The sequence below is a fragment of the Prevotella pallens ATCC 700821 genome (assembly GCF_000220255.1).
GTDB lineage: Bacteria > Bacteroidota > Bacteroidia > Bacteroidales > Bacteroidaceae > Prevotella > Prevotella pallens.
Genome location: NZ_GL982514.1, coordinates 617,807 through 631,469, shown reverse-complemented (window position 1 = coordinate 631,469; position 13,663 = coordinate 617,807). Strand labels below are relative to the sequence as shown.

Genomic DNA, 13,663 nt, shown 5'->3' with positions numbered 1-13,663 from the left:
ATATCTTTTTATTAAAATCGCTTTTTTGCAATGTACTGGATACTCAAATAAAATAGTAGAAAGATAGAACAATATGCCTAAAACGGTGTAATTATATTTCATAAGCTATATAATGGTTCAACTGTTTTATAATCAGTACACTACAAAATATATTACTTTATATTGTAAAAACAACATCTTATATTGTGTAAAAGAGCTGTTTTTTGACTACAAAACCAAAGTTTTTATGCTTTATAAATGGAATTATTACTTTTTTATAAAAACTAATTTACAAAAGTAAAAGCTATTTTTCGTTAGTCTTTACATATATAAACATATTTTACTTGTATTTATTTAATATATCTTATAGCCGAGAATATGCAATATATTTTGCAGTTTGTAGCTTTTTGTCTATCTTTGTTCGCTCAAACAACAATAAATCGTATTATGATGATTAATAGACAAATGGCGACTTGCCTTATAGCATTCTGTATGACTGCCGGCGTTTCAATTGCTAGCAACAGAACCATTTACAGCAATGTAAAAGACTCTACTGACGAGAAAACTACTGCTGTAAAACAAAAAGAGAATAATTTGAACGGAACAGAGAAAGCAGCGAAAGACAAAGAGAAAGAACTGCCTTACGACCAGCTTATTAAACGTACTGGTAGCGTGCAAAATGGACTTTTCACTATAAGGCACATAGATGATAAGTGGTATTTCGAAATTGCTGATTCTCTTCTTGGGCGCTATATATTGGCTGTAACACGTTTTACAGGTGTGCCACAAAGCTTTGGTAAGTTTTCTGGCGAAGCTATTAACCAGCAAACGCTTTATTTTGAGCAACGCAATGCCAAAACAATGTTGCTTCGCGCCTACGTTCTTTCGCAAGAAGCCGACCCCAACAGTCGTATCTCAAAAACGTTAAAAGCATCGACAGTAGACCCTATTATAGCTTCGTTCAAAATTATTGGACGCAACAAAACTACTGGTGCACAGCTCATAGATGTTACTCCTCTATTTGCGAAAGATAACGGAGTGGTAAGCATATCTGCCAATAGTGCAAAGCAACTAAAACTTGGCGCATTGCAACCCGACCGCACTTTTATAGATACTATGAAGGTTTACCCTATTAATATAGAAGTGGCTACTACACGTACCTATAACAGCACCCCATCTACTACACCGGCTTCGTATACAGAATCGGTTACTATTAGCCTGAATACCAGTATGGTTTTGCTACCGAAAGTGCCTATGCGTAAGCGTATTTGGGACTCTCGTGTGGGCTATTTCACCAATAGATATACCATATTTAGCGATGAACAGACTAAAACAGACCGCGAACAGTTTATTTCGCGCTTCCGTTTAGAACCTAAAGACCCACGACGTTACCGCAACGGACAGCTCACAGAACCCATTAAACCCATTGTGTTCTACATTGACCCAGCTACGCCTAAAAAGTGGGTGCCCTATCTAAAAAAAGGCATTGAGGACTGGAATGTTGCATTCGAAGCGGCTGGTTTTAAGAATGCAATATTGGCAAAAGACTTCCCGAACGACTCTACTATGAGTGTAGACGATGCACGATTTAACGTTCTCAGATATTTACCTGCCGAAATAGAAAATGCTTACGGTCCACGAATTGTAGACCCACGCAGTGGCGAAATTATAGAAAGTCACATCTGTTGGTATCATAACGTAATGAATTTACTTACAAAATGGTATATGACACAGTGCGGACCATTAGACAAAAGAGCGCAAACTATGAAAATGGACGACCGCTTAATGGGCGAACTAATACGATTTGTATCGAGCCACGAAGTGGGACACACGCTTGGTTTGCGACACAATATGGGAGCAAGCCACGCTACACCTGTAGAAAAACTACGCGATAAAAAATGGGTGGAACAGCACGGACACACTGCCAGCATTATGGACTATGCTCGCTTTAACTATGTTGCGCAACCAGAAGACGGAATTTCTGAACGTGGACTCTTTCCACGAATAAACGACTACGACAAGTGGGCGATAAAGTGGGGATACCAATATAGACCTGAATTTAAAGACGAAATGCAAGAAAAGGATAAGCTGATGGACGAAACAACGGCCATTCTTGCTAAAAATCCACGCCTATGGTTTGGTGGAGAAGGACGCAATGAGGACCCTCGCGCGCAAACAGAAGATTTAGGAGACGATAATGTTAGAGCCAGCGAATATGGCATAAAGAACTTAAAACGCATTATTGTTGCATTGCCAGAGTGGACCAAGCAACCTAACGACCAGTATAAAGACCGCATTGAAATGTGGCAAAGTGTTTTGTCGCAATTTAACCGCTACACTAACCACGTGCTGAAAAACGTGGGCGGACGCTACCTTAACAATATGCCAGGACAGAAACCTTACGAAGTGGCACCGGCACAAAAGGGACGCGATGCCGTAGCATATATCTCCAAACAGCTCTTCGATGCTCCGCTGTGGCTATATCCTACTACTATGACCGATGTTGCTGGAACAGACATAATTGCCGACATAAATGCACAACAAAGTAGGGTGCTAAAGGTATTAATGAACGGAGCACTTCTCGACAAGATGTATAAAGACCAACAAGCAAAGGGCGCATACCAGTTTGCCGACTATCTGAACGATGTGTTCCAAGCCGTTTGGAAACCACTAACGGCAACGAACGAGACGAAGAATGCTACACGCCGATTGTTGGAACGCACATATTTAGAACAGCTAAATGTATTGCTAAATCCAGTGAAAACAGAATTGCTAAATCCAGTGAAAACAGAGAAACCAACTGCTGCCGACCGAGCTTCTAACTCTGATGTTATGCTCTATATGGAACAGCAAATGGCTAAAGTGGAGACTTTCTGCAAACAACAAGCTGCACAAAGTTCTGGCATCAACTTGCTGCACTACAACGACTTGTTGCGACAAATAAAGCTGATTAGAGAGCGAAGAGAAACCGCAAAATAAACCCAACAACATATAAAAACCACCATAAACCATAATATAGTAAGGTGTTCTGCAGAATATTAATATTCTCCAGAACACCTTATTATATATAGTAAAACATAATTGCTATAAACCTTACCGCGGCATTGCCGCATAAAAACATACATAATGCACAGCAAAATAAACCCCTCTAATGTGTAATAGTATAAAAACATAAACATTGCAGTTTCTTATTAAATCTACCGTTGTATATCCATAGATATACAAAGCGCAATCCATAGATATACAAAGCGCAATCCATAGATATCTAAAACGAACGTTACAGACGACTGAAACAATCATTACAGACGACTGAAACAATCGCTACAGACGTCTGAAACAAAAGCCACTAACTGCACCCCTAATTTTATATAACATTATATACACCTTGTGCACTCTGCGAGTAAACACAGCGAGAGATGCTTACAAATTGTTTGTCTCTTTTCTATTGAAGCCAAATATCTCTTTGCAACTTCAATTTTTTTTCTGTATCTTTGCAAGCACTATACAATATAAACAAACAAATATGGAATTATATCCAAAACTCATTACCGATGCATTAGAGCAGGTAATGTATCCGGGAACAAAGAGAAACATTATAGCAAGCGAAATGCTTGCCGATGATATACGCATTGACGGAAACAAGGTGAGCTTTACTTTGGTGTTTCCACGAGACACCGATCCCTTCTTAAAGTCTACTATAAAGGCAGCCGAAGCACAAATACACTATTCTGTAGGCAAAGATGTGGAGGTACAAATTAACACCGAATACAAATCGGCACCACGCCCCGAAGTAGAAAAACTTTTGCCACAAGTAAAGAATGTAATAGCCGTTAGTTCAGGAAAAGGCGGAGTGGGCAAGAGCACCGTATCGGCAAACCTCGCCATAGCATTAGCGCGCTTAGGCTATAAAGTGGGACTGTTAGACACTGACGTGTTCGGTCCAAGTATGCCAAAGATGTTTGGCGTTGAAGAGGAACGACCATACGCCATAGAAAAAGATGGCAGACAACTTATAGAACCCGTAGAAAAATATGGAGTGAAACTACTTTCCATTGGGTTTTTCGTTAATCCAGATACCGCAACATTATGGCGTGGCAGTATGGCGTGCAATGCCCTGAAGCAGCTAATAGCCGATGCCGATTGGGGCGAATTAGACTATTTTATACTTGACACGCCACCCGGAACAAGCGATATACACCTAACATTGTTGCAAACATTGGCTATTACGGGTGCAGTAATAGTGTCTACACCGCAGAGTGTGGCACTTGCCGATGCTAAAAAAGGCATTGATATGTATAGAAACGACAAGGTGAATGTGCCAATACTGGGACTGGTGGAAAATATGGCTTACTTTACGCCAGCTGAATTGCCCGATAATAAATACTATATATTCGGCAAAGAAGGTGCTAAACAATTGGCAAAAGAGATGGGTTGCCCACTTCTGGCGCAAATACCACTGGTGCAGAGCATTTGCGAAAATGGCGATAGAGGCGAGCCATCGGCAGTGAATGTAGATAGTGTAACAGGGCAGGCTTTCTTAAATTTGGCGCAAGCCGTAGTAACCGTAGTGAATCGCCGCAATAAAGAGCAAGCTCCAACAAAGAGAGTAGATGTAAAAAACACATAAGAATATAATAACAGGGGTACAATCTAACAAGAAACAGATTGTACCCCTGTTGCTTTTCAAAGTCATACAATATTCCATTGCTGAAACATAACACATCTGGTTGGTAGACTTCGTAAAAACGATAGAAAAAAATAAATAGAAACCTATATGAAGACTAAAGCTTATATCTTAGGAATAATCTATTTGGCACTGCTTATTCTTGGATTAGTGCAAATAGGCATAAACGCACCACAAGGACCACCCCCCTACGACTATCAATTGGCTGAAGATGAAGCCAAACGTGTAAACGTAAATGTAGACAATTATACCATTAGTCGTATTACTGGTACAAAAGAATTGTGGTTTCGCGATATGCCAGATGTTTCGTTTGTTGTGGCAATATCGTTTACTGACGACCCTAACAAATGCTGTATTAAATATCCAAAAGATTTGGTGCAGATAGCAAAAAATGGCGATGTACTCTACGGAAAGGCTACTCAAGACGGAGAGGTACTTGACACCAGGAAGCATAGGCTGATTCATACTTACACCAATTTCGATAAACAATTGCTTACGGGCTGGAAAACAAACGGCTCTGACGACCGACTTATAGATATGGTAGAACAGGAAGACACCTACACTATCTTTGTTTATATGACGGTGATGAAAGACTTCTGTGCCATCAGAACCGATAGTCCGGGATTCTGTTTCTATCTGATTGATGCACATTTACCATCGCTCTACTTCACAGCTTACTACAACACATTCCTCCGTTTCTATGGCGAAACAGAACTGGGAGAGTTCTGGACGCAGTGGGTTAATTACAAAGTAGACCTCGGAAAAGCCCATATCAGAAATATGCGCATAGATGTTGATGGCGAAACAGACTACTACGATGAGGAGTGCAAGGTGGACACGCTACTACTAACAGGTAAGGGCAATATGCCATTCTTTACACGCAAATCGTATAAAACAATAGAAGTGTCAGAAAAGAAACGAGGAGATATAACATTCGGATACGACACCGAACCAATGATAAAAATAGCAAAGCCTTATGGAAAGAAATTGTAATAGACGTGCACATGTAAATATAATAGCTTACGCAAGAGCCTTATGGGCTGCAACAAAGAAGAAAAGACGCAACACAGCAATAGCTATTTTTATACCAATGGTATTGTTAGAGATGGTAACCGCTGCATTTCGTGGCTTTGGTTCGCCCACCGGAAACGGTGGCGGCGGCTCGGTTATATATGTAATCTACCCACTATTTATACTTGTTTGCTGCATTGCAGCTTCGTTTGGTATGAGTCGTAAATACGAAATACCAGTGTTGCGCGTGCCTGTTTGGGGCGAATGGGTGGTGCGTTGGATAATTTTTGTGCTTTTGCCATTCTTCTTTTTCTTGTTTGCAACCCATCTGCTCGATATTTTTGTTGCTACACCTAAAAGTGTACCAATGCCGTGGGAGGTTGATTTAGTTGAATTGCCGGGAAGCTACACGTTGCCCATTATATTCTTCCTTGTGTCGTTTTTCTTTGCTGTGTCTATCTATTTTTCGTTCCTTTCGTTCTTTGCTGGTTTACTAATACTTGCTATTGTTATTATTATAAGCTTAATTTTTATTCCACGCGCCGTGTTCTGGCATGTTGGAATGCAAGACACTTCGTGGGAAGTAATAGGATTTCTGCTCGTAATGGGGGCGGCTGCTTTAGCTCTGTCGTATTATAGATTGCAGGCAGATCGTACAGACGATGACGAATAAAAACACAAGTTGGTGCACAATAGGCAGGGTTGTTTATATTTCTAATAGTGTTCTCTGCTAAATGTGTTTTGTGTTTGGTACGCCTCACGGAATGTTCTTTGCTAAATGTGCTTTGCATTTGATACGCCTCACGGACCATTCTCTGTGAAATGTGTTTTGTGTTTGGTACGCCTTACGGAATGTTCTCTGCTAAATGTGTTTTGTGTTTGGTACGCCTTACGGTGTGTGTATTATAATATCTATCCACATACCCACCGTTGTGTGTATTTATTGTGTGCAATATATGTCCACGTGCACACCGTTGTGTGTATTTATTGTGTGTAATATATGTCCACGTGCACACTGTTAGGCGTAGGGGCTGATTTATCGTGCCCGTTTTCTCCCCACAATTGTATGGTGTTGGCGTTAAAAACAAACAAGAATGGGGACTGTTTTGCATAAGAAAAGTATTTATATTGTAAAAGCATTGGTTATGTTAGCGTACACAGAAAAAAAACAGTAAAAAAACAATAGAAACGTTTGGTACAACCGATTTATTTACATAACTTTGTCATCGTTATCCTGAAAACAATCTTTTTTACCTTAAATCCACTAATACCTATTAAAGGTTTAAGAAGCGGCAGCCTGAGAGGGTAGCCGCTTTTTCTATATATATGCGTGTGTAGACACAGTAAATGGGGTTTGATATGGCTAAATAGAAAGTATGGGAGAGAATATAAACAAAATTTACTGATTGCGCACAAATGATGTGTGCCATTCCAAGTGTTTAGAAAAATTACTAAGATGTTTATGTTATTTTTGTCTCAGATATCTACTACCTTCGTTTTAGATATCTGTAACGCTCGTCTCAGACGTCTGTAACGTTCGTCTCAGACGTCTGTAATGTTCGTTTTAGATATCTGTTATTTTCAAATTAGACATCATAGAAAACAACCAGCTTTATGGCTCTATATATTAATGGTAGAAAGATATTTATTCTAAATTGGTAATTAAGCCTAAACATATTTTGTTGCAATGCTACACAGTGTTTGTAGCGTTAGGCGATATATTCGTTAGTTTATTGTTATTTGTATATAAAACAGGTGTAAAACACTTTTAATTATGCCTCTATACATACTGCTGTTGTATGCTATAAAACAAAATGTGCGCAGCCTCGTAAGAAGCTACGCACAGACAAATAAAAATTACTAATTATGAAAAAAGTCGATTTATTTTGAACGATATTGTGGGCGCAATTCTACCTTTGGTACCTTCATAGTGTCGCCTGCTGCCATAGTTGTGGCATTGTTTAACACTTGGAAATAGGCTACCATATCTGGACCAAGAGCCTTCCTGCTATACGATTGCATGGTTTGACCCTTCTTTAAAACCACTACCTTTTCTATGCCAATGATGTCGTAAGCACCATATCTGATACGTTTATCGTTGCTGAGTTGTTTAAACTTTTCAGTATCGTCGATGGGCGATTGTACTTGTTTTGGAGTGGGTTGAATCTGCTTTGTTGTTGTTTGGGCTACCTTTGCAGAGGAATGCTGTTTTGTTTGTTTAGCTTTTGCGGTGGGTTTGCTCTTTGGTTGAGCACTAACTGCTACGGCATTGTCGCGAAGTGCTGCGTCTTTTCCAAACTTATAGCCGAAGAAATACATAATAGCTATTACGAAAAAGCCTATAGCAGACCACATTAACCAATTAATTTTCTTTGGTTTTTCTGCTGTCTCTTCTTGCTTTTGTTCTGTTGTAACAGGCGTTTCTGGTGTTGCAATAGGCTCTTTTACTGTATTCTCTGGTTGTGTTTGGTTTGCACTTTCCAGTTTTTGTTCTGTTGCAACCGGCGTTTCTGGTGTTGCAATAGGTTCTTCTGCAATATTTTCTGGTTGTGTTTGGTTTGCATCTTCCAGTTTTTGTTCTGTTGCAACCGGCATTTCTGCCGTAACAGTAGGTTCTTCTGCAATGTTCTCTGGTTGTGTTTCAACAAGTGGAATAGGCTCTTCTTCTGTCGTCTCCGATGTGTTTTTAATAGGTTCAGCCTCAGTTTCTATTGCCACTTCTTGTTTGGCTACAACTATCTCGTGGTCTTTTTCGGGTTCGCTACCAGTTTCTACGCTATCTTTTACGGTGCTTGTATATTGTTCTATAGTGTTTTCTTGTGCACCGTTAGCAGTTTCGTTGGTGCTATCTGTTGTTTCTTCTTCGTTCGACGATACAACCTTTGTGTCAGGCATAGCAGCGTTGTTTGCCGATACTGTAGTTTCGTCAGCATTTTCGAGCGTTGCCTCGTTTTCGTATTTACTATCTATGTCGGTAAAATCAACACCATCGTTCAGTACAACCGTTTCGAACTGTGCAAAAGGCTTGTTTACAAGCTCTTTCATTGTGGCATCGGGCGTAAACGATACCTTATCGTGTCCTTCTATTAACACCCGCTCTCCCGTGTTTACATTCACACTTTCGCGCGGCTTAACCGCTTGCACCTTAAATGTGCCAAGCCCCTTTACCTTAACAAGTTTGTCGGTTTTAAGTCCTTCGTTCATTACATCGAACATAGCCGAAACAAACTTTTCTGCGTCTTTAACCGTTATTTTGTGCTTCTTAGCTACAGTGTCGGCTATAAGCTGTAGTGCTGTTTTTGCCATTACTCAGCCCCTCCTTTCTTTAGCTTTTCTTTTATAGAGGCTGCCGCACGGAAGTTTAGCACCAGTTTAGGTGGCACAAGCATTCTCAATCCTGTGGCTGGATTGTTCATAATACGTTCGAGTCGCTTCTTAACTTCGAAGGCGCCGAATCCTGAGACTAATACAGGATCGCCCGATTCGAAGTTGTCGCCCATTGCTTGCAAGGCAGTATTCACAAGCTTTTGTGTTTCGTCTTGTGTTCGTCCCACTTTGTTTGCCAATGCACTTATAAATTCTTTATTGTTCATCTTAGGGTTGTTTGCTTCTTAAAAACGTTGTTCTGTTATTCCTTATAAGGAAGTTTTTTGTTGCTGTGCTATGCGTGTTTGTTTTCTGCGCATCTTAATTTGCGTTGTGCGTACCAGCATCACAGTATATATTGTTGTTCTATTGCGGTGTAGCAACCACATCTCCATAGAGATCGAACTCGTCGGCTGCTGTTATTTTTACCAAATAGAAATTACCAATAACCAATGGTTGCTTAGCTTTTACCAACACTTCGGGGTCTACATCAGGCGAACAGAACTCGCTTCTACCTATATAGTAGTCGCCTTCTTTGCGATCGATAATCACCTTTAGTGTCTGTCCAATCTTTTCTGCTTCTATTTCAGCCGATATTTCTTGCTGTAAAGCCATCAACTTATCAAGTCGTTGCTGCTTTACTTCAGAAGGAACATCGTCTTTGTAGTGTTGTGCGCTATACGTACCTTCCTCGTGCGAGTAGGCGAAAGCACCCATACGTTCGAATCGTGCCCATCTAACGAAGTCTAATAATTCGTTAAAGTCTTCTTCGGTTTCACCCGGAAAGCCCACCATGAGCGTTGTTCGTATGTGCAGACCAGGCACTTTTTCGCGTAAGGTACGTATAAAGTCGATGGTATCTTGCTTTGTAACGTGGCGCTGCATACGAGTTAGCATATTGTTGGAAACGTGTTGTAGCGCAACGTCAAGATACTTGCAAACCTGTGGCTTATTGCGTATTACATCGAGTAAGTCGTATGGAAATTGGTTTGGATAAGCGTAATGGAGTCGTATCCATTCAACACCAGGAATGTCTGCTATATGCGAAATAAGTTCGGTAATATGGTGTTTGCCGTCTAAGTCTACACCGTAGTAAGTTAGTTCTTGCTCTATTATTTGGAATTCCTTAACTCCGTTGGCAGCCAATTCGGTAACTTCGTTCAGTATATCGTCTATTTTACGCGAGTGATGTTTGCCTGTTATCAGCGGAATAGCACAATAGGCGCAATGTCGATCGCACCCTTCGGCAATTTTTATGTAAGCATAATGTGGTGGTGTAGTAAGGTGTCGGCGCCCATCGCACGATGGTATTTCAGCCTTTCCAAGGTCTGAAATGAGCTGTTTAAAGTTGAATTTGCCGTAGAATTTATCTACTTCAGGAATTTCTTTTTGTAGTTCTTCTTTGTATCTTTGCGACAAACAGCCCATAACATATAGTTGTTTGAGCTGTCCGTTCTCTTTTCTGTTTACAAATTCAAGTATTGTATTGATACTTTCTTCCTTTGCTGTTTCTATAAAACCGCAAGTGTTTATAACGGCAATTTCGCCTTCGGGTGTATCCGAATCGTGCACACAGTTATAGCCGTTTGCTTCGAATTGCTTCATAAGGAGCTCTGAATCGACAAGATTTTTTGAGCACCCCATCGTTATAATATCTATCTGATTCTTCTTCATTCAGTTGTATTCCAACGCTTTGGGTATTTGTTTTTTCTCCTCGAATAGAGTGTAGGGTAGGGTTTAGTCTTGCTTAAACAAGCTGTCTACAAACTGTTCTTTGTTAAACAGTTGTAGGTCTTCCATGCCTTCGCCTAAACCAATGTAGCGTACGGGCACTTTTAGCTGGTCGCTAATGCCTATTACAACGCCACCTTTTGCTGTTCCATCGAGTTTGGTGATAGCTAAGGAAGTAATCTGCGTAACGGATGCGAACTGTTTAGCTTGCTCGAATGCGTTCTGCCCTGTACTACCATCAAGCACCAACATAACGTCGTCTGGTGCTTCGGGCAATACTTTTTTCATTACGTCTTTTATCTTTTTAAGCTCGTTCATTAAGCCAACTTTGTTGTGTAAGCGGCCAGCTGTGTCGATGATAACTACATCGGCATTGTTTGCCTTTGCACTTTGAAGGGTGTCGAACGCCACACTTGCTGGATCGGAACCCATTTGTTGCTTAATGACAGGAACACCAACACGGTCGCCCCAGATTTGTATTTGCTCTACGGCAGCAGCACGGAAGGTGTCGGCAGCACCTAAATAAACTTTCTTTCCAGCTTTTTTAAACTGATAGGCAAGTTTACCAATGGTGGTTGTTTTGCCCACTCCGTTTACACCAACTACCAAAATTACGTATGGTTTATGGCTGGTTGGAAAGTCCCAATCTTCGGCATTTTCAGTGTTGTTTTCGGTTAAGAGGGCTGCTATTTCTGCTCTTAACACATTATTAAGTTCGGAAGTTGAAACATATTTATCGCGTGCAATGCGTTCTTCTATGCGTTCAATAATCTTTACGGTAGTATTAACGCCCACGTCAGACGTTATAAGTATCTCTTCTAAATTGTCTAAAACTTCATCGTCTACCTTTGATTTTCCTGCTATGGCACGCGTTATTTTCGAAAAAACGCTTTGCTTTGTGGTCTCAAGACCCTTATCTAGTACTTCCTTTTTCTTCTTATTGAAAAGTCCAAAAAATCCCATAATTAGCTAATTTCTTGCAAAGTTACCAAAAAACGGCTAAAGAAACAAATAATAAGAGTGAGAATAATAAGGATAAATGCAAATAGGTGCGGTATAGTTTTTTGAGGTGTCTTAGCGTTTTGGGCAATTTTATAACGTGTAGATATATTAGCGTTTATCTTATGTTTTATGCTTCTATGTTTTATGATTTCTATATTTCTTCTAATTTTTATGGCTTTCTATGTAACTTGTTTTTGTTGTATTTTAATTAAGTGAAACATTGGTTCTTTGACAAATTTTGTATTATTGTTGCGCAGATAGATAGACTTTATAACAAAAAAGTAGCGGACTATGGCGAGATAGAAAGATAAGCTGTTTTGCTTGTTGTGCCACACTTCTGCAAAGTTATAATGATTGCAACGAACAGCGATAACAGTTTTTAAAACAATGTTTTGGAGAAATAGACAGGAATGAGTATCTTTGCAAAACAGTGTAACTCTATGGTAAGCATATTCTTGTGAGCGAGTTGCAATGCACAAATTAAGAACTTAAAGAGTGATGGAGTTTGAACAATACGAACAAAAACTTACAGCAGAAGAACTTGCAGCATTTGAACAGCAATATAATATTGCTCTTCCAAAGGCTTTCAAAGAGCATTATTTAAAATACAACGGAGGCTATCCTCCTTATGAAAATGTAAAAGGAAAGAACCATCTTTTTACTATCAACGGTTTCTATCCCATTAAATACGGTGCGCTTTCTGTTGAGAAAATTATAAGCGATTACGAAAAGAGCGGCGTTGTTTTTGATGGCAAAATTCCTTTTGCTTACGATAATGGTGGCAATATTTACCTTATTTCGGTGGCACAAGATACATGTGGATACATATATATAATTGAGGCTGAATGTGTTGAAAACAAAGCATTTGTTTTGGTTTCAGAAACCTTTACCGACTTTCTTAATTCGTTCTATTAATAGAAATAGAAGAGTGGTGCGGCAATTCGGTATGTTTGTTTAACCCCGAATTGGTTGTTAGAATATGTGCAGATTTTGTTTGATGGTTAGCGTATTGCCTGTATTATTGTTAGTGGTGTAGCAGACTACGTCTAAGAGAATAAGCTAAACAATATGCCAACAAGCAAATGGAAGATGAATAGGAGCGATGAAAACACCCTAAAATAGTTTATAAACGGTTTAATGGCCTATTGAAGTGAAAATCAGAATATTGCAGAAGAATTAATTTCATAGACTTCAGCTGAAGAAATATATTTCAACCATTATAATATGAAGCTATAAAAAATTAGGTTTTTTGTGATATCTAATTTATTACGGATAGATATCTGAGGCGATCGTTAGAGATATCTGAAACGATAGTTAGAGATATCTAAGACAAACGTTAGAGATATCTAAAACGAATGTGATAGATTTCTAAGACAAACGTTAGAGATATCTAAAACGAATGTGATAGATATTTGCAACGAATGCAGTAGATTTATGAAATAAACGAAACAAATTTCCTACAGGCTTTTCTAAGCATTTACAGTATTCTATTCTATTAGTGAGTAAGTAGTAGGTATAGCAGATGATTTTCCAGCCAATCTTCTATTATCGTTCGATTTTGATTGTATATTTTTCGCAACAAAAAAAATAGAGAACGCACTATATAAAGTGCATTCTCTACCGTCTTGCCTGGAGATTATCTATCGTCTTACGAGAGAACTTATAGGGTGTAAAGACGATATTCATACCCCAGTACCACTTAAAGCTTCTCAGCTTTTTGTGGTTTGTGTACTAACTGCTTCCCAGCAATCAGAACACCACCATCTAAATGTCATAAAATCAAAATCTAAATTTAAATGCAAATCCCCCTGCGAGAATAACTATAAAAAAACAAGGGGCTACCAGTTATTATATATTATTATGAGAACAGCACTCCTCGATGAGCTTTTG

General features: G+C 39.4%; 9 protein-coding genes. 5 read left to right on the top strand and 4 right to left on the bottom strand.

Annotated features, from left to right (window positions below; translation table 11 throughout):
• Nucleotides 1–426 precede the first annotated feature (426 nt).
• The 4 genes from HMPREF9144_RS11810 to HMPREF9144_RS11795 all read left to right on the top strand — a co-directional run bounded on the left by HMPREF9144_RS11810 (nt 427) and on the right by HMPREF9144_RS11795 (nt 6,347).
• On the top strand, nt 427–2,958 hold the full coding sequence (locus tag HMPREF9144_RS11810) for a zinc-dependent metalloprotease (RefSeq protein ID WP_040595918.1): 2,532 nt from the start codon (nt 427–429) through the stop codon (nt 2,956–2,958).
• 544 nt (nt 2,959–3,502) lie between these two features.
• Nucleotides 3,503–4,606: an Mrp/NBP35 family ATP-binding protein gene (locus HMPREF9144_RS11805; RefSeq protein WP_006046337.1), complete on the top strand. Its 1,104-nt coding sequence runs from the start codon at nt 3,503–3,505 to the stop codon at nt 4,604–4,606.
• A 147-nt stretch (nt 4,607–4,753) separates the two neighbouring features.
• Nucleotides 4,754–5,656, top strand: coding sequence for a hypothetical protein (locus HMPREF9144_RS11800; RefSeq protein WP_006046336.1), 903 nt, complete (start codon nt 4,754–4,756; stop codon nt 5,654–5,656).
• The gene (locus HMPREF9144_RS11795) at nt 5,640–6,347 is read left to right on the top strand and encodes a hypothetical protein (RefSeq protein ID WP_006046335.1); all 708 of its coding nucleotides are present in this window, start codon (nt 5,640–5,642) and stop codon (nt 6,345–6,347) included. The genes HMPREF9144_RS11800 and HMPREF9144_RS11795 overlap by 17 nt, the downstream gene beginning before the upstream one ends.
• 1,208 nt (nt 6,348–7,555) lie before the next feature.
• Here HMPREF9144_RS11795 and HMPREF9144_RS11790 read toward each other — a convergent pair.
• The 4 genes from HMPREF9144_RS11790 to ftsY all read right to left on the bottom strand — a co-directional run bounded on the left by HMPREF9144_RS11790 (nt 7,556) and on the right by ftsY (nt 11,734).
• Nucleotides 7,556–8,980, bottom strand: coding sequence for an HU family DNA-binding protein (locus tag HMPREF9144_RS11790; RefSeq protein ID WP_006046333.1), 1,425 nt, complete (start codon nt 8,978–8,980; stop codon nt 7,556–7,558).
• Entirely contained in the window at nt 8,980–9,267 is a 288-nt protein-coding gene (locus HMPREF9144_RS11785) for an HU family DNA-binding protein (RefSeq protein WP_006046332.1), read from the bottom strand. The genes HMPREF9144_RS11790 and HMPREF9144_RS11785 overlap by 1 nt, the downstream gene beginning before the upstream one ends.
• A gap of 139 nt (nt 9,268–9,406) precedes the next feature.
• On the bottom strand, nt 9,407–10,714 hold the full coding sequence (gene rimO, locus HMPREF9144_RS11780) for a 30S ribosomal protein S12 methylthiotransferase RimO (protein ID WP_006046330.1): 1,308 nt from the start codon (nt 10,712–10,714) through the stop codon (nt 9,407–9,409).
• Between the two features lie 63 nt (nt 10,715–10,777).
• A complete protein-coding gene (ftsY, locus tag HMPREF9144_RS11775) occupies nt 10,778–11,734 on the bottom strand; it encodes a signal recognition particle-docking protein FtsY (protein WP_006046329.1) in 957 nt (318 codons plus the stop codon).
• A 537-nt stretch (nt 11,735–12,271) separates the two neighbouring features.
• Between ftsY and HMPREF9144_RS11770 the strand changes: the two genes are divergently transcribed.
• The gene (locus HMPREF9144_RS11770) at nt 12,272–12,688 is read left to right on the top strand and encodes an SMI1/KNR4 family protein (protein ID WP_006046328.1); all 417 of its coding nucleotides are present in this window, start codon (nt 12,272–12,274) and stop codon (nt 12,686–12,688) included.
• The last annotated feature ends 975 nt before the right edge of the window (nt 12,689–13,663 follow it).

Coding starts and splice junctions, on each gene's coding strand:
- HMPREF9144_RS11810 (WP_040595918.1), top strand. CDS start 427: ATGATGATTAATAGACAAATGGCGACTTGCCTTATAGCATTCTGTATG.
- HMPREF9144_RS11805 (WP_006046337.1), top strand. CDS start 3,503: ATGGAATTATATCCAAAACTCATTACCGATGCATTAGAGCAGGTAATG.
- HMPREF9144_RS11800 (WP_006046336.1), top strand. CDS start 4,754: ATGAAGACTAAAGCTTATATCTTAGGAATAATCTATTTGGCACTGCTT.
- HMPREF9144_RS11795 (WP_006046335.1), top strand. CDS start 5,640: ATGGAAAGAAATTGTAATAGACGTGCACATGTAAATATAATAGCTTAC.
- HMPREF9144_RS11790 (WP_006046333.1), bottom strand. CDS start 8,980: ATGGCAAAAACAGCACTACAGCTTATAGCCGACACTGTAGCTAAGAAG.
- HMPREF9144_RS11785 (WP_006046332.1), bottom strand. CDS start 9,267: ATGAACAATAAAGAATTTATAAGTGCATTGGCAAACAAAGTGGGACGA.
- rimO (WP_006046330.1), bottom strand. CDS start 10,714: ATGAAGAAGAATCAGATAGATATTATAACGATGGGGTGCTCAAAAAAT.
- ftsY (WP_006046329.1), bottom strand. CDS start 11,734: ATGGGATTTTTTGGACTTTTCAATAAGAAGAAAAAGGAAGTACTAGAT.
- HMPREF9144_RS11770 (WP_006046328.1), top strand. CDS start 12,272: ATGGAGTTTGAACAATACGAACAAAAACTTACAGCAGAAGAACTTGCA.